This window comes from Nonlabens dokdonensis DSW-6 (assembly GCF_000332115.1).
Classification (GTDB): domain Bacteria; phylum Bacteroidota; class Bacteroidia; order Flavobacteriales; family Flavobacteriaceae; genus Nonlabens; species Nonlabens dokdonensis.
Window position 1 is genome coordinate 1,326,594 of record NC_020156.1, and the last position, 15,755, is coordinate 1,342,348.

Here is a 15,755-nt window from a genome sequence, read left to right on the forward strand (position 1 = left end):
CTACTCTTTCAAAGAGCGTGCAAAGATAATAAAAGTTATTAAAAATCTAGTGTTAATATCATCTTCGTTTGCGAGAAAGTTTTTTAAGCGGATTTTCATTTAAGATATCATACTCTTTTCGCTTTCTATAAATATGAATTGCTGTATGGATTGCCGCAATAAATGACTCTGGATGTGCCTCTCCTTTTCCTGCAATATCAAAGCCTGTACCGTGATCTGGACTTGTTCTTACATGACTCAATCCTGCAGTATAATTTACTCCATGTCCAAAGGCTATAGTTTTAAAAGGCACCAGCCCTTGATCGTGATAACTTGCTAGTATGGCGTCGAACTCTTGATATTTTTTATTTCCAAAAAAAGAATCTGCTGCGTAGGGACCAAAAATGATGTTACCGTCTTCCCTCAATTCTTCTAGCGCTGGTATCAACGTATCTTGATCGTCAGTGCCTATTACTCCATTATCGCCTACATGAGGATTTATCCCCAAAACAGCAATCCTAGGTTTACTTATCCCAAAATCCTTTTTAAGCGACTCTTTTATTGTCCCTATTTTAGTTTTAATGACTTTTGCATTAATTCTGGCAGGAACATCTTTTACAGGAACATGGTCGGTAAGCAAACCTACTCTAAGTTCATTTGACACCATGAACATTAGACTTTCACCTTCAAGTTCTTGATTTAAGTAATCGGTATGACCTGGAAAACTGAAATCTTCAGAATGAATAGATTCTTTATTTATAGGAGCTGTAACTAGCACATCTATTTCATTATTCTTTAACGCCTCTGTTGCTGATGCTAAACTTTTAACTGCAAGAGCTCCAGCCTCAGAGTTTACCTCGCCCCATTGTACATTAAAAGGCTCCTTTATAAGTCGCAGCACATTAAATTTTCCATGCACTATTTGATCTAAGGATGTGATACCATGAATTTTTGTCTTAAGCCCAAAGGATTTTGCATAATAAGAGAGTAGTTTTGTGCTAGCAAAAACAACTGGAGTAAACAGTTCTAGCATTCTAGGATCTTCAAATGCCTTTAAAATTATCTCACCACCTATTCCATTTGGGTCTCCTATAGTCATTCCTACCTTGATATTCTCTTCCTTATTCATATTTTGCGCTCTTTAAGCCGTATTTTTGAAAGCATAAAAGTAAAGTTTTTTAATCAGTTATGTTTACAGGAATCATAGAGAGTGCAGCAGAAGTTAAAGAAATTAGAAAAGAAAACACAAATGTCCATCTTACATTAAGCTCTAATTTAACGTCTGAGTTAAAAATTGACCAAAGTGTGGCACACAACGGCGTTTGTCTTACTGTCGTTTCTATAAATAGTGATCAATACACGGTTACCGCAATAGAAGAAACACTTTTGAAAACGAACATTAAACATCTTGAGGTAGGTGATATCGTTAATATGGAACGTGCTATGAAAATGGGTGCGCGACTAGATGGTCATATAGTTCAAGGTCATGTAGATCAAACAGCAACCTGCACTCAAGTGCTAAATAAAGACGGTTCTTGGATTTTCAGTTTTGAATACGATCCTACACTTCATAATGTAACTATTGAAAAAGGCAGTATTTGTATTAATGGAGTGAGTCTTACCGTTGTAGATTCAAAACCTAATAGTTTCTCTGTAGCTATTATTCCTTATACTTACGAGCACACTGGATTTAAGACTCTTTCTAAAGGTGATATAGTAAATCTAGAATTTGATGTAATCGGGAAATACGTGAAAAGATTAATGAATCTTTAAGCAGTTTTTTTAGTCCTAGGTAAATGATATGCTATAATCAGTAGTATAGCTACAACGATTAAAACCCAAGCATTACTATCAATAGGAACAACATCACCTGGAGGCGTGGGACCCATTTTTGTTCTCGTGTCTGGCGGCGGCGGCACTTGCTGAACCATCGTTAACAAGAAAAGGTGAAACTTAACTAATATCATTTGAAAAAAATATTCGGATGCGAATGTAGAAATTAAATTGATTTACGGCAAAAAAGATTTACTATCTATACATTAAATTTTAGTTATGCGCAGTTCGTCGATTATTTGATTGATTCACAGGGAATATAAAAAATAATCCTGACTGCTAAAGAAACTTATGCTAATGCAACGATAATTTGAAACATAAAATTGTAAAGCTCGTCTTGATGAAATACGTATTTAAAGCAAGTATAGTTTTAATTTTCAAAAAAAACGACTGGCTTTTGAGTGAAAACCAGCCGTTAAACTTAAATCATTAAATACGCTTACATTTTGGAAGCAAGAATTAATGCATTGTATAGATTCACCATTTTACCTGAAACTGTAGTTTCTCCAAATGGTTTCATATCCTCTGCATTTCCTCCTAAAACAACTCTGGCGCTCGTTGTTAATCCACTATCCATTATAACTTGCTTTACCTGAGCTGCGGTAAGCTTAGGGTATTGTGATCTTATTACTGCTGCTACACCAGCGGTTGCAGGGGCAGCCATAGAAGTACCACCAGCATTGCGGTATTCGTTATTTGGTGCCGTAGAGTAAATTGCCACTCCAGGAGCAAATACATCTACACTACTTTTACCGTAATTTGAAAAATTAGCTAATAAACCAGAACCGTATTCATAGTTCAATGCTCCTACTGTGATAAAGTTATCAGAAATTTCAGCACCAGCTAATTCTTGATCTTGTGGATATACTTGTGTGAAATCAGTATCTATACCTTCATTACCGGCTGCATTTACAAATAATACATCTTTACTTTCAGCATATTTGATTGCTTCCCAAACCCATTCTGGATTTGTAGAATGATATTTACCGAAACTACCATTAATAACAGTTGCGCCATTGTCAGCAGCGTAACGTATAGCTTTTGCGATATCTTTATCATACTCATCTGCTTGAGAAACAGCTCTTAATACCATGATCTCTACGTTATTTGCTACACCATTAACACCTAAGCCATTATCACGCTCTGCTGCTATGATTCCAGCAACGTGTGTTCCATGAAATGCATCTGCTTTCTCAGGATCTGGACCGGAGTATTCATTGTTCCCGTAAACTGGAGTATCCCATGTGTAAGGATCATCATTTAAAATATCCTTACGGTAATTTGTTTTGATTTTATCACCATTTAGTAAAGCTGTTAAACCATCTACCTCATCTTGTAAAAGTCCAATAAGCGCTTTAAAACTTTCATATTGCGGGAATACTCTACCTGCAATACCTTTTGCTTGTACTAACTCTTGGTCATCTCCAGCGTCAACAGCATTAACATCTTCTAAGGTATAGTCTTCTTTTCCAGTGGCAGCTTCTAATTTTGCGTCAAATCCTTTTACCGCAGCTATTTGTTGCTCATAAAAAGCTTTTTGTTGAGCAGCTTCTTCTACTTTTTTATCATATTCTTTTTGTGCTTTTGCAACCATATCTGCAGGCAACATAGCTTTATCTCTTACAATACGTTCATATTCCAGGTTTTCATCTACGATATCACCTAAGAAATTCCAGCCATGAATATCATCTATATAACCGTTATTATCATCATCCTTACCATTGTTAGGGATTTCATCTTCATTAGTCCAGATCACATCATCTAGATCTTCATGTTCTACATCTATTCCTGAGTCAATTACAGCAACGATAACAGTTTTACCTTTTTTACCTTTTAATATTTCTGTGTATGCCTTATTGATACTCATTCCTGGAATAGTATCCGTTACTAGATCGTAGTCTTTCCAGTTTTTTGCTTGCTCTTCAGTAAGCTCTTGGGTTTTTAAAGGAGTGCTATCAATGTTTCCTATGGGAGGAGAAACTATCGCTCCACCACTACCACAACTTACTAGAAAGCCTGTCGCAGCTATAGTAAACAAGGCAGATTTTAAAATTGAATATTTCATTTGTTGTTATTTAGTTATTTATAATAAATCTTTAAAAGTAAATGTTTTATCTAGTCGCACACCTTTTTCTGTATGCTTTACAGTGATAATCTCATTATAAGGATCATGCTCGAGTATCAAGTAGTAGCCTTTAGTTGCGGCTTCATTTAAGAATTTTTCTTTCTCTCCTAATGTAAGTAGTGGTCTCGTATCATAGCCCATAACATAAGGAAGTGGAATATGTCCTGCTGTAGGAAGCAAATCTGCCATGTAGACAAAGGTTTTACCGTCTATATGTATATGAGGAATCATCATTTTTTCTGTATGACCATCTACAAATAGAATGTCAAAGTCCATTTCGTTTTGCTTCTCATAAGAACTGTTTTGAGAAATAAACTTCAATTGACCACTTTCTTCAATAGGATTGATATTTTCCTTAAGAAAACTTGCTTTCTCACGAGCGTTAGGCTCGGTAGCCCATTTCCAGTGACTTGAGTTGGTATGGATTTCCGCTTTCGCGAAAGCGGGCTCATAAAAATCTCCTTTACTACTTTTTTGAATCACTCCACCGCAATGGTCAAAGTGCAAATGCGTTAAAAAGACGTCTGTGATATCATCACGAGAAAAACCTTTTTCTTTCAAAGAGCTATCAAGATCGTATTTATGATCCATGTAGTAGTATCCAAAAAATTTCTCTGACTGTTTCTTTCCCATCCCAGTATCCAGTAGCGTCAATCGATCTCTGTTTTCAATGAGCAGGCATCTAGCTGCCATATCTATCATGTTGTTAGAATCGGCAGGATTAGTGCGTGTCCAAAGAGATTTAGGCACAACTCCAAACATGGCACCACCATCTAGTTTAAAATTTCCAGCTTCTATAGAATGTATTTTCATAAAATGAATGTGGCTTATAGGTAGTGCAATTTATAAAAATGTTACTTCAAATTTCATGAAATTGAGTTAAAGCATTTTTTGACGTCCGAGATTTCTTCTAAAATTTATTCTCAAATCTTTCTTACCTTCTCAATGCCTTCAACGTACAAATTTGTATTTTGACTGGAAGTAAAAGCTACTACTAAGGCCTTAGCAAAGTAAAGTGTTAGTAAGAGCTAGCTTTAGATTTTGAATTTAGCGTTAATTCTTGCTTAAATACGCTTTCGCGAAAGCGTAAACTACTTCATCATTAAAGAAAAGGTCGTAATTTTCAAAAAAATTACAAACTATGCTAGAATTAGCAGGAATTATCATTTTAGGAATACTAGCGCAATGGATGGCGTGGAGGTTTAAAATACCAGCCATTCTACCTTTAATTATTATCGGTTTATTAGTAGGTCCTATTTCTACATTATATACAGAAGATGCCTCTAAAATTATCGAGCCTATGTGGAATGGCTCGGCAGGTCTTTTTCCAGGTGACAGCTTGTTTTATTTTGTTTCGTTAGCGATAAGTATCATACTTTTTGAAGGTGGACTTACCTTAAAACGGGAAGAAATACTGAATACGGGACCAGTTATAGGCAAGCTCATATCTGTAGCGGTATTAATTACTTTTATAGGTGGTGGCCTTGCTGCACATTATATTTTTGGATTAAGCTGGAAAATCTCATTACTGTTTTCTGCGTTGATAATTGTTACGGGACCTACGGTAATTACGCCTATTCTTAGAAACATTCCGCTTAAGAAAGACGTAAGTTCTATTTTAAAATGGGAAGGAATTCTCATCGATCCCATAGGAGCTTTATTTGCAGTACTAGTATTTGAATTTATAAGCGCTGGAGCTGGTGGTGAGTTTACTCTAGTAGCTCTTGAAGAGTTTGGTAAGATTGTATTATTTGGTTTTACGTTTGGGTTTTCCTTTGCGCATGCTCTCGCTTTTTCTGTAAAGAAGAAACTAATCCCTCATTATTTACTAAATGTTTTTACGCTAGCAGCCGTTCTCGGTGTCTTTGTGTTGAGTGATAGTTTTGCCCATGAATCTGGTCTTCTTGCTGTTGTTGTAATGGGAATGGTATTGGGTAACATCAACTTACCTAATATCAAGGAGCTTTTATATTTTAAAGAATCATTAAGTGTTCTTCTTATCTCGATATTGTTTATTCTTCTAGCTGCAAATATCAATATGGAAGACCTCTACTTAATCTACAGGTGGGAAACAGCAGTCATTTTTGCAATTATTGCTTTTATAATAAGACCTCTGGGAGTTTTTGCAAGCTCTACAAATAGCGGTTTAAAAATCAATGAAAAGCTTTTTATCTCTTGGGTGGGACCTCGTGGTATTGTAGCGGCTGGTATTGCTTCACTTTTTGGGTCTAAGTTAGTTTCTCAAGGAGTTGAAGGCGCAGAGTACATTACACCTCTGGTATTTATGATCGTTCTAGGAACTGTATTGCTCAACGCTACTACAGCGAGAATGTTTGCAAAAATCGTAGGTGTATTTCTTGAGAAGTCTAATGGTATAATGATTATAGGAGCTTCTAAATTCTCTAGACTTATTGCCGCTTATCTTAAAAAGCATGATCGTAGCGTAGTATTGATAGACTCAAACGCTAACAATATACGTACTGCCAAAGAACTAGGTCTGGAAGCTTTTACGGCAGACATTTATTCTGATGGCTTTTCAGATAACATAGAATTTAATAACATAGGTTACTTACTGGCGTTAACTGGCAACTCTCAAATAAATGAGTATGCTATTGAAAGCTTTGGAGATCGTTTTGGAGAAAATGGCTCTTTCAGACTGGTTCATTCCAGCGAGATCAATAATCCTAATAAAAATCCGACTAAAGGTTTATTTTCTGCTACTGACGATTATGTAAATATGATGGAAGTAGCTCGCTATCACGGTAAAATTCATGAAATCGAAATTAAATCACAAGATCACTTTGAAGGACTTATAGAAATAACAAAAACAGATGATGATATCATACCGCTATTTATAAGAAAAGGTGAAAAAATTGATATTGTTCCTTCTATGTCTCTTAAAATGGAGATTGAAGAAGGCAGTATTTTGGCCTACTTAGGTAAAGAAATTGTGGAGCAAGAAACTGGCGAAGTAACAATGGAGAAAGAAAGTTTGTAATTAAAAACAATAACTTTTAGAAAATCGATTATTGCTTAAAGCAAGTATTGAGACAGGGGAAAGTCTGAAAACAAAAAAGCCGAGGATGGAGCTCCTCAGCTTTTTCTAGTAGTCCTGTAACAAAGTTTAGGACTCTTTTCTATAATCCACAAAGCATTTGTGAATGATCGTGGAGAATACCGGATTCGAACCGGTCACCTCTTGCCTGCCAGGCAAGCGCTCTAGCCAAATGAGCTAATCCCCCAAAATTATAAGTTGCCAAATATACATGGAAGTTCTTAATTGTAAGCCATTATATTTGCACTCTTTATGGCTGTAAAAATCACCACTTCTCAAATTCTTAAACTCGCTATTCCTGCTATCATTGCTGGGATAGCAGAGCCTTTAATTAGCATAACAGATCTTGCCATAATCGGTAAAATGGATGGTGATTCTACTAACGCGCTTGCTGCGGTAGGTCTTGTAGGTACTTTTTTGAGTGCCATTATTTGGACGCTTGCACAAACTAAAACTTCCATATCTTCCATAGTTTCTAATACGCTAGGAGAAAATAACCTTGACAAAATCAATCAATTAATACCTCAGGTTGTGTGGTTAAACATTGCATTAGGAATTTTGATTTACTTAGTTACTGCTCCTATTGCAACTTTCATTTTTACACTATACAAGGCCGATGGTGAAGTGCTTTCTATCGCTTCTAGCTATTATCAAGTACGTGCCTTAGGGTTCCCGATGACCTTGTGCGCTTTTGCTATTTTTGGAATTTTTAGAGGTTTACAGAATACCTCTTGGGCTATGATTGCAAGTCTGTCTGGCGCTGTAGTGAATATTTTACTCACACTTACTCTAGTTTATGGAATTGATGGAGTTATTCCTTCATTAGGTGTTATGGGAGCAGCTTATGGTAGTCTTGTTGCGCAGTTTGTTATGTTACTTATAGCAATTTATTTTCTGTATAAGAATACTGTTTTTAGTATGCAATTGACCTTTTGGAAACCACACACAAAACTTAAAAAACACATTCTACTAACGGCAAACTTCTTTTTGCGTACAGTAGCGATTAATGTCGCCATTTATTTGTCTTATCGTTATGCAAATAGTTATGGTGTTGCGCAAGCTGCCGCTCATGCTGTATTGATGAATGTTTGGTTGTTTTTCTCTTTTCTTGTCGACGGATTTGCAAATGCAGGCAACGCTATAGGGGGAAAGCTTTTTGGCTCTAAAGATGCTTCATCATTGAGATATTTGGCAAATAAAACATCCCTATATGGTGTGGTGATGGCAACAATTCTGGCCGTAATTTGCTTTGTTTTATATCCGTTTTTAGGGACTCGATTTACAGACGATCCTGAGGTGCTGGATATTCTTGCGAGTACGTTCTGGATTGTGTTACTCATGCAGCCTATAAATGCTGTAGCCTTTGTATATGATGGTATATTTAAAGGTTGGGGCGAGGCGCCTTATTTGCGCAATTTGTTGTGGTTATTAACGGCCTTTGTTTACTGGCCTGTTTTATATCTACTTGACTTTTTTGAGTGGCAGCTTCAAGCAGTTTGGTGGGCATTCTTTGCTTGGATGATAGGTCGCTCGGTAGTTTTGTTCTTTAAGTTTAAGAGTAAAGTCAGTTTCATGGAAAAAGATATTGCTGTATAAAGTGGCTTTTTATAATTCCGCTTTCGCGAAAGCAATAAGAAACAGGAACCTACCACAAACATCTTCTTAAATACTATCTTTGCATCTTAATTACAGATTATGCACGCTTTACTTCTAGAAGACAGCACTTTTCTTGATATCATAGGCTTTTTAGGTGGTTCGGGACTTTTTTTAGTGTTAGGAATACTCCTTATCATTGTGGTGATTTACAATAAATATAAACGTAGAAGATGAGAAAAGTACGTATCACAAAAGAATTTACTTTTGAAACTGGTCATGCGCTTTACGGTTATGATGGTAAATGTCGCAATGTTCATGGTCATAGTTACAAACTTGCTGTTACTGTTATAGGAACGCCTATCGATGATTTAGGACATGTAAAACATGGTATGGTGATCGATTTTGGTGACTTAAAGAAAATAATCAAAGAAGAAATTGTCGAGCCGTTTGATCATGCGACGGTATTTAATAAAAATACACCTCACGTAGAACTTGCAAAAGAACTCTCAGATCGAGGTCACGACGTAATTCTTGTTGATTACCAGCCTACAAGCGAGATGATGATTATCGATTTTGCCGATAAAATCAAAAAGCGCTTGCCTGATAATATTCAGCTTCACCATTTAAGACTGCGTGAAACAGAAACCAGCTATGCAGAGTGGCATGCTGCTGATCAGTAGATTTTATTCTCTTAAAAAATAAAAAAAGTTTTTATTACAAGTTTGATAATTCCAACTATAAGTTGATAAGTAGCAACGATGGTATTAGGCTTTTTTTCTTGTAGATATTTGGTTTCCATACCTGAAAGTAATTTGCATTAGATAACAAATATGGGTTAAACGGTTGAGATAATCGGTTAATAAGGGTTAATTATTCGATGAAATGCAGTATTTTATTCTTAGAGCATATTTTCTAATTTATCTAGATGACTTGGTCTCGGAGCATCATTGGTGACTATATTACCATTTTCATCTATAATTAAATATTGTGGGATGGAAACATAGCCTTTTTCAGTAGAATAATTCTGTTCAAAATGCTTGAAGAAATCTAAGTTGGCTAAAAGATGCAGCCCATTTAAATTATAATATTTGATGTCCTGTTTCCACTTATCCTCTCTTTCAATTTCATCTAGAGAGATATAAAGTTTCTTATAGCCTTTGGCTTTTAATAAATCATTGAGTTCATCGTTATGCTTAAATTCTCGCTTACAAGGTGCACACCAGGTCGCCCAAACGTCTACATAATACTTATCACCTTTAAGTTGTTCCATTAATTCATCCATGGTATTGATGTAAGCACCATCTATAAATGCGACATCTTCTGGCATTTTACCTTCTATTTTTTGAAAGTAATCTTCTATAATCTTAATTTCTGGTTGAAGGTATGGCGTATAAACACTATTGGGATATTTGTTTTTGAAATCCTCGAAAATGGTTAATAGGCTTTTTTCAAAATTCTTTTGCTTGGCCGTATTGATGATGAAGTTTGCGGAGGCTTTTTCGGCAATCGATGGGTTCTTGTAATTATTTATTAAGTCAAATTCAACCTTATTCCAATGATCATTCTTATAGAGCTTTTGAATGGAATCACGAGTAATTGTTTCATGAACTTGTAAGTCATAAACTGATTTTTGTTGTAAATTGATCCTTACATATTCTAACCAATTGCTTGATTTGTAAGTGCTATTTAATGGATATGACTTTAAGGTACTATTGAAAAGCTCTATCAATTCCTTTTTAATAGGCATTTTTTCATATTGTTTGCCCAATACTACTTCCTGTGTTCTAAGGGCGTAAAAGGAGTTTATTTCATCAGCCATCAGATCTGCAAATTCTTTTGCAACTTGATTATTATCAATGAGTTCTTGTAAGCTTTTAAATTCTGCTTCTTTGAAAGATTTAATTTTGTTCTTAATTTGAGTAGCTGTCGTGTCCAGTTTGTACTTATTGGTCTCTTTTATTGTATAAAAAGGTCTTTTGAAATCGTTTAATAACTCTAAGCCTTTATGATTTTCACCTTTAAAGACATAGGTAGAGTCCACATAATCTATTTCGATTTTACTTTCTGGAAGTAAAATAGCTTTTAACCATTTGTCCCCAATTTTGATAGTTGCGAATTCTGGACTAGAAATGTTTTTCTTGAAAAGAAACTCATTCTCTTCGTTGGGATAAATCGTGTCATTTTTCATGTCCCAGAGATAGACGTCATCAAGAGCATTTCTAACTTCTACAAATTCGGTTTCGCTTTTATTGATCCCGATTTCAGCATACTTTTCTTTCTTTGTACAAGAAGCGAATAGTATCAAGCTAAATAAATAAGTGAGATGTTTCATAGTATATTAAAATTGGGTTCTGAAAATAACTTTATGCTTAGGATTGAGCGATTCTTTCAAGTTAATAAACGTTATTTATATTTAAAAAAAGACGGACTGAAGTCTGAATTCCGCCTCTAAGAAATTATTTTGTCACTTGACGGCGTTCATTTATTTAGCCGAATACATTCAAATTTTATATTGAATCAATCGCATTTTGTTTTCTCAGAGAACAATCTCTCTTCCACAGCCTTCTCAAATAACTTTTGAACTCCTTTTGTTCTATCTAGATAACGTTGTAAATGCTCCTCTCGTGTTTCAAATTCTACAGTTATGTCATCCAATAGTATGATATTAAAAACACAATTTTCATCATTTAAACTAATAGTTTCGGCTTCCATTCCGACGTATGAGACTTTAATTTTTTTGACGCTATTATCAAGCTCAATCGTATAATAACCATTTTTATCAGATTTATACAGTTGTTCAGAATCAATGGTTGAAATTTTTACGCCCGACAAAGGTGTTAAATGCTCATCTAGAATTCTGCCCTCAATTGTTCTAGTCTGACTATTTATACTCATATAACAGAAAATTAATGAAAACAAAATCGAAATAGATATAAATTTTAACATATCTCATATTAACTTACTGATGAAAGGCGGACTGAAGTCCGCCTCTAAGAAATTGTTTTGTCACCTGACGGCGCTCATTTATTTAGCCGAATAAATTCAGCTGAAACTTGTAGGTTGATGATAGAATTTTGAAATTACAAAAGCCAAAAGGCTAATCGCTATAGCCCTACTGCTTCAGTTTAGGCAATTGCATTTCAATACCGTTGTTTTCTCCTACGGTTACAGTGCTGCTTCCTAATATAGTTACTTGTCCAGCAGTGAAATCACTTTCCTTGGCTTCAAAAATATTGTCTACGTACTTCTGTGGATTGCGATCTATGTAAGGAAACCACGTACTGTGAATTTGTATCATGATTCTATGACCTTTCTTGAACGTGTGCAACACATCTTGTAATGGGAAGTTGACTTGAGTTCTTTTCCCTTCTTTAAAAGGTTCTGGTTTTGAAAAATCATTTCTAAAACGACCTCTAAAAGTTTCGGCTCTTACCAGTTGTTGGTATCCAGCGAGAGTCACATGTTCTGGAGTATGCTCACCGTTTTTCATGTCACCTGGATAAACATCTATGACTTTTACGATAAAATCAGCATCTGTAATGTCTTTTAAGATTACTTCAAGATTTGCCTGAATTTCCCCTGCTAGTCTCATATCGCTATCAAGAATTTCTGTCTGGAAAGTAAGCACATCTGGCCTGCGAGAAGCATGGCGCTGGTCGTCTGTCATGTAAGCGCGTGGTGTAAATGTAACCGGTGTTACTTCACTCCTAAAAGGTACTGGCTTCATAGGATCACTAATATAGCTGTGTTGTACATTCTTATCTCCAGCTTTGTTGATCAACAACTCACCATTTTTACCAAAACCAAAAACGATTTCTTCTTCTTGCGGTGGCCATTGTGTGAATTCATTCCATTCCTTTTTACCAGTATCAAACATATAAGCTTCTGGTAATTCTGGATTTTTCTTTCCTTTTAAGTGGTGCTCAAAAAATGGAGTCTCGATATTTTTCTGGTAAAATGTAGACAGGCTATCACCAAAGTGAATGTGATTCACCATTTGCTTACCGCGTTCCCTAGCCCAGTTTCCATGACTCCATGGTCCCATCACTATCGTATTGTTTTTATTTTTTGGATTATTGCGTTCTACATTTTTGTAGATATTTAATGGTCCATAAAGATCCTCTGCATCAAACCAGCCACCTACAGTCATCACGGCATGATCTACATTTTGAAGATGATTAATTATCGCGCGTTTTTGCCAGAACTCATCATAATTAGGATGTGTAGCCACATCTTTCCAGAAAAAGTTATCAGGAAATATATTTTCGGTCACATTTTTAAGTGATCCTATTCCCATATTGAATTCGTAGCTGTCTTTCATGTTTCCTGCAGCTCGCATTTTATCCCATTTATCATTGTACCAGCTTTCTGTGGTAGGTTCTGTTTGATGTCCAAAAACTGGATATGCCATCAAATAACTTTGTAAAGTTGCTCCCATGTGATGGAAATCATCGAAGAAAAAGTCGCCGATAGGTGCTTGAGGTGAAGAAGCTACTAGTGCAGGATGAGCTTCAGGAAGTGCAGCTGCCGTGTAAAATCCTGGATAAGAAATTCCCCATTGCCCTACTTTTTTATTGTTATTAGGCAGGTTATTGATTAACCACTCGATAGTGTCGTACGTATCACTGCTTTCGTCAATGTCTTTTTTATTGTTTACATCATTTCCTGCAATATGTGGGCGCATGTTATCAAAATCGCCTTCACTCATCCATCTACCGCGTACATCTTGGTACACAAAAATGTAGCCTTCTTCCATCATGAATTTATTAGGACCTAAAGATCTTTTGTATTCATCTTCTCCGTAAGGACGCACGCTGTAACATGTGCGTTGCAGCATTATAGGATAATCTCTAGAGGTATCCTTAGGTGCATAGACTACGGTATATAACTTGATACCATCACGCATCTCTATTTTGTGAACGGTCTTTGTGTAATTTTCTTTTACGTAGTTAGTTGTGGATTGCGCTTTCGCGAAAGCGGAACCAATAACAAATAAGACAAGGAGTATGTAATTTTTCATGAGAATGGATTATGAATGCTAAATATACTTTTTAAGCATAAAAAAAGGCCTTCTGTTAAGAAAGCCTTAATATAATTTACTTCATATTTTACCAGATCAATACGCGATCTTCTGGTTGTATATACATGCCGTCTCCTTCTTTAATGCCAAATGCATCATAAAAAGCCTCGATGTTTTGTAATGGCACATAACCTCTGTACATTCCTGGTGAATGTGTGTCGCCTTTAATACGTTGTTTCAATGCTTCATCACGCATCTTTGTGCGCCATACTGTTGCCCAGCTTAAAAAGAAACGTTGTTGTTGTGTAAAGTCGTTGATCTTTCCTACTTCACCTTTATCTTCTAACCACATATTTAAAGCGTCATAAGCAGCGTTAACACCACCTAAATCACCTATATTTTCACCTAATGTATAAGAACCATTAATATTAACTCCAGGTAGTACTTCTATAGCATCGTATTGAGCGGCAAGATCTTTTCCTAAGGTTTCAAATTGCTCTTTGTCACTATCGGTCCACCAGTTAGTCATATTACCATTTGCTGCAAACTTAGCTCCTTGATCGTCAAAACCATGAGAGATTTCATGCCCTATAACAGCGCCCATTCCACCAAAGTTGATTGCAGGATCTGCTTCATAATTATAAAAAGGTGGCTGTAAGATAGCAGCTGGAAAAACGATCTCGTTGTAATAAGGATTGTAATAAGCGTTTACCGTTTGAGGAGACATGAACCACTCTGTTTTGTCCACTTTTTCTCCTAGTTTGCTCATGTTATCATTATAGTTGTACTCTTGTACCGCTAGCATATTGTCAAACAAGGTTCCTCCATCTTTAGGACTTTTTATCTCCATATCAGAGTAATCTTTCCATTCATCAGGGTAACCAATTTTTATAGTCATTCCGTTTAATTTCTCAATGGCTTTGGTTTTAGTTTCTGGACTCATCCATTCTAGACCATTGATACGCACTTCATAGGCTTTTTTAACGTATTCGATCATTTCTTTAGCCTTAGCTTTTGCCTCTGGCGGAAATTTTTCATCTACGTATAATTGACCTAAAGCTTCTCCTAATGTTCCATTTACCACTGCAAGAGCTCTTTCGTTCTGTGGCTTCTGCTCTTTTGCACCGCGCATGGTTTTACTGTAGAAATCAAAATTAGCATCTTCTAAATCTGTAGACAGCATACTTGCAGAGCTGTCTAACATGCTCCATTTCATATACTTTTTCATCACCTCTAAATTAGAAGGCTTCCACATTGTGTTTAAAGCTTTTATATAATCTGGCTGACTTACAATCAAATTATCAAAGTCTTTCATACCTGCATCATCAAAGTACGATTTCCAGTCAATTGCAGGCGCAATTTTTTGAAGATCGTCAACACTCATAGGATTATAAGTTTTACGAGGATCTCTTCTCGTTACCTTATCCAGTCTAGGTTGTGCCATTGCTTTTTCAAATGCCACAATTTCACTAGCTGTTTGTGCTGCATTTTCCATGCCTATCATTCCCAACATTCTAGTGATATGGTCTTCATATTTGGCTAGTTTTTCTTTACTGTCCTCGTCTTCACCTACGTAATACTCTCTAGCCATTCCTAAAGAACCATTTCCTAATTGAGCTACGTTCATTTCAGTATTCATGGCGTCCGGACCTACATAAACTCCAAAAAAAGCATTCAAACCTTTAGTTCTTAATGATGCACTTACCTCTAGTAATTCATCTAGCGTTTTAATGTTTTCAATTTTTTCTAAATAAGGTACTAATGGTTGATATCCAGCTTTGTTTCTAGACTCATTATCCATCATGCTTTGATAGACATAAACGGCTTTTGCTTGATCAGAATCAGGATCTAGATTTTCATCATTCATAGCTTTATCAAGAATAGTTAGAACATCTGCATCTGTATCTTTTCTTAATTTATTAAAGCCACCCCAAACGGTCTGGTCTGCAGGTATTTCTGTAGAGTCTATCCAGACTCCATTTACATAACGATAGAAATCGTCTTTAGGAGATACTGATGTATCCATATAACCTAGATCTAATCCAGGTTGGTTTGCTGTATCAGCTGCTTGATTATCTTTACAAGATCCTAAAGCGATGAGAATAGCACCGACTATAAGTAATGAAGATTTGAATTTCATAATGAAT

General features: G+C 35.8%; 13 protein-coding genes and 1 tRNA gene. 5 read left to right on the forward strand and 9 right to left on the reverse strand.

Translation table 11 applies throughout. From position 1 onward, the window contains the following. Window positions 1–58: 58 nt before the first annotated feature. On the reverse strand, window positions 59–1,108 hold the full coding sequence (gene pdxA / locus DDD_RS05805; RefSeq protein ID WP_015361854.1) for a 4-hydroxythreonine-4-phosphate dehydrogenase PdxA: 1,050 nt from the start codon (window positions 1,106–1,108) through the stop codon (window positions 59–61). Between the two features lie 59 nt (window positions 1,109–1,167). Here pdxA and DDD_RS05810 point away from each other — a divergent pair, with 59 nt between their 5' ends. Next, window positions 1,168–1,752: a riboflavin synthase gene (locus DDD_RS05810; protein WP_015361855.1), complete on the forward strand. Its 585-nt coding sequence runs from the start codon at window positions 1,168–1,170 to the stop codon at window positions 1,750–1,752. On the opposite strand, the gene DDD_RS17835 is transcribed toward DDD_RS05810, so the two are convergent. The 3 genes from DDD_RS17835 to DDD_RS05820 form a co-directional block, all read right to left on the reverse strand. After that, complete coding sequence (locus DDD_RS17835) at window positions 1,749–1,946, reverse strand: hypothetical protein (protein WP_111474641.1); 198 nt, start codon at window positions 1,944–1,946, stop codon at window positions 1,749–1,751. The two genes, DDD_RS05810 and DDD_RS17835, sit on opposite strands and share 4 nt — an antisense overlap. A gap of 305 nt (window positions 1,947–2,251) precedes the next feature. Further along, entirely contained in the window at window positions 2,252–3,877 is a 1,626-nt protein-coding gene (locus DDD_RS05815) for a S8 family serine peptidase (protein WP_041566973.1), read from the reverse strand. A gap of 18 nt (window positions 3,878–3,895) precedes the next feature. Further along, window positions 3,896–4,750: an MBL fold metallo-hydrolase gene (locus tag DDD_RS05820; RefSeq protein ID WP_015361859.1), complete on the reverse strand. Its 855-nt coding sequence runs from the start codon at window positions 4,748–4,750 to the stop codon at window positions 3,896–3,898. Window positions 4,751–5,078: 328 nt separating this feature from the next. On the opposite strand from DDD_RS05820, the gene DDD_RS05825 reads away from it, so the two are divergent. Next, window positions 5,079–6,935, forward strand: coding sequence for a cation:proton antiporter (locus tag DDD_RS05825; protein ID WP_015361860.1), 1,857 nt, complete (start codon window positions 5,079–5,081; stop codon window positions 6,933–6,935). A 170-nt stretch (window positions 6,936–7,105) separates the two neighbouring features. Here the strand turns inward: DDD_RS05825 and DDD_RS05830 are convergent. After that, window positions 7,106–7,179: transfer RNA gene (locus DDD_RS05830), tRNA-Ala, on the reverse strand. Between the two features lie 65 nt (window positions 7,180–7,244). Between DDD_RS05830 and DDD_RS05835 the strand changes: the two genes are divergently transcribed. The 3 genes from DDD_RS05835 (at window position 7,245) to DDD_RS05840 (ending at window position 9,268) form a co-directional block, all read left to right on the forward strand. Continuing rightward, complete coding sequence (locus DDD_RS05835; RefSeq protein ID WP_015361862.1) at window positions 7,245–8,588, forward strand: MATE family efflux transporter; 1,344 nt, start codon at window positions 7,245–7,247, stop codon at window positions 8,586–8,588. 99 nt (window positions 8,589–8,687) lie between these two features. After that, a complete protein-coding gene (locus DDD_RS18325) occupies window positions 8,688–8,822 on the forward strand; it encodes a hypothetical protein (protein WP_015361863.1) in 135 nt (44 codons plus the stop codon). Then, window positions 8,819–9,268 (forward strand): 6-pyruvoyl trahydropterin synthase family protein, encoded by a 450-nt coding sequence (locus DDD_RS05840; RefSeq protein ID WP_015361864.1) that lies wholly within the window; start codon window positions 8,819–8,821, stop codon window positions 9,266–9,268. Before DDD_RS18325 ends, DDD_RS05840 begins: the two co-directional genes overlap by 4 nt. 218 nt (window positions 9,269–9,486) lie before the next feature. Here DDD_RS05840 and DDD_RS05845 read toward each other — a convergent pair whose 3' ends face one another. The 4 genes from DDD_RS05845 to DDD_RS05860 all read right to left on the reverse strand — a co-directional run bounded on the left by DDD_RS05845 (window position 9,487) and on the right by DDD_RS05860 (window position 15,748). Continuing rightward, window positions 9,487–10,920 carry a TlpA family protein disulfide reductase gene (locus DDD_RS05845; RefSeq protein ID WP_015361865.1) on the reverse strand — a complete coding sequence of 478 codons (1,434 nt, stop codon included), beginning with the start codon at window positions 10,918–10,920 and terminating at the stop codon, window positions 9,487–9,489. 185 nt (window positions 10,921–11,105) lie between these two features. After that, the gene (locus DDD_RS05850) at window positions 11,106–11,483 is read right to left on the reverse strand and encodes a carboxypeptidase-like regulatory domain-containing protein (protein ID WP_041566974.1); all 378 of its coding nucleotides are present in this window, start codon (window positions 11,481–11,483) and stop codon (window positions 11,106–11,108) included. Between the two features lie 217 nt (window positions 11,484–11,700). Then, window positions 11,701–13,608, reverse strand: a complete 1,908-nt coding sequence (locus tag DDD_RS05855; RefSeq protein ID WP_015361867.1) for a CocE/NonD family hydrolase — start codon at window positions 13,606–13,608, stop codon at window positions 11,701–11,703. Window positions 13,609–13,696: 88 nt separating this feature from the next. After that, on the reverse strand, window positions 13,697–15,748 hold the full coding sequence (locus DDD_RS05860; protein ID WP_015361868.1) for a M13 family metallopeptidase: 2,052 nt from the start codon (window positions 15,746–15,748) through the stop codon (window positions 13,697–13,699). Window positions 15,749–15,755: the final 7 nt, after the last annotated feature.

What these genes read in the sequence shown, in the direction of transcription:
- DDD_RS05820 (WP_015361859.1), bottom strand. Translation starts at nt 4,750, where the DNA reads ATGAAAATACATTCTATAGAAGCTGGAAATTTTAAACTAGATGGTGGT.
- DDD_RS05845 (WP_015361865.1), bottom strand. Translation starts at nt 10,920, where the DNA reads ATGAAACATCTCACTTATTTATTTAGCTTGATACTATTCGCTTCTTGT.
- DDD_RS05815 (WP_041566973.1), bottom strand. Translation starts at nt 3,877, where the DNA reads ATGAAATATTCAATTTTAAAATCTGCCTTGTTTACTATAGCTGCGACA.
- DDD_RS05825 (WP_015361860.1), top strand. Translation starts at nt 5,079, where the DNA reads ATGCTAGAATTAGCAGGAATTATCATTTTAGGAATACTAGCGCAATGG.
- DDD_RS05855 (WP_015361867.1), bottom strand. Translation starts at nt 13,608, where the DNA reads ATGAAAAATTACATACTCCTTGTCTTATTTGTTATTGGTTCCGCTTTC.
- DDD_RS05850 (WP_041566974.1), bottom strand. Translation starts at nt 11,483, where the DNA reads ATGAGTATAAATAGTCAGACTAGAACAATTGAGGGCAGAATTCTAGAT.
- DDD_RS05860 (WP_015361868.1), bottom strand. Translation starts at nt 15,748, where the DNA reads ATGAAATTCAAATCTTCATTACTTATAGTCGGTGCTATTCTCATCGCT.
- DDD_RS05840 (WP_015361864.1), top strand. Translation starts at nt 8,819, where the DNA reads ATGAGAAAAGTACGTATCACAAAAGAATTTACTTTTGAAACTGGTCAT.
- DDD_RS05835 (WP_015361862.1), top strand. Translation starts at nt 7,245, where the DNA reads ATGGCTGTAAAAATCACCACTTCTCAAATTCTTAAACTCGCTATTCCT.
- DDD_RS18325 (WP_015361863.1), top strand. Translation starts at nt 8,688, where the DNA reads ATGCACGCTTTACTTCTAGAAGACAGCACTTTTCTTGATATCATAGGC.
- pdxA (WP_015361854.1), bottom strand. Translation starts at nt 1,108, where the DNA reads ATGAATAAGGAAGAGAATATCAAGGTAGGAATGACTATAGGAGACCCA.
- DDD_RS05810 (WP_015361855.1), top strand. Translation starts at nt 1,168, where the DNA reads ATGTTTACAGGAATCATAGAGAGTGCAGCAGAAGTTAAAGAAATTAGA.
- DDD_RS17835 (WP_111474641.1), bottom strand. Translation starts at nt 1,946, where the DNA reads ATGATATTAGTTAAGTTTCACCTTTTCTTGTTAACGATGGTTCAGCAA.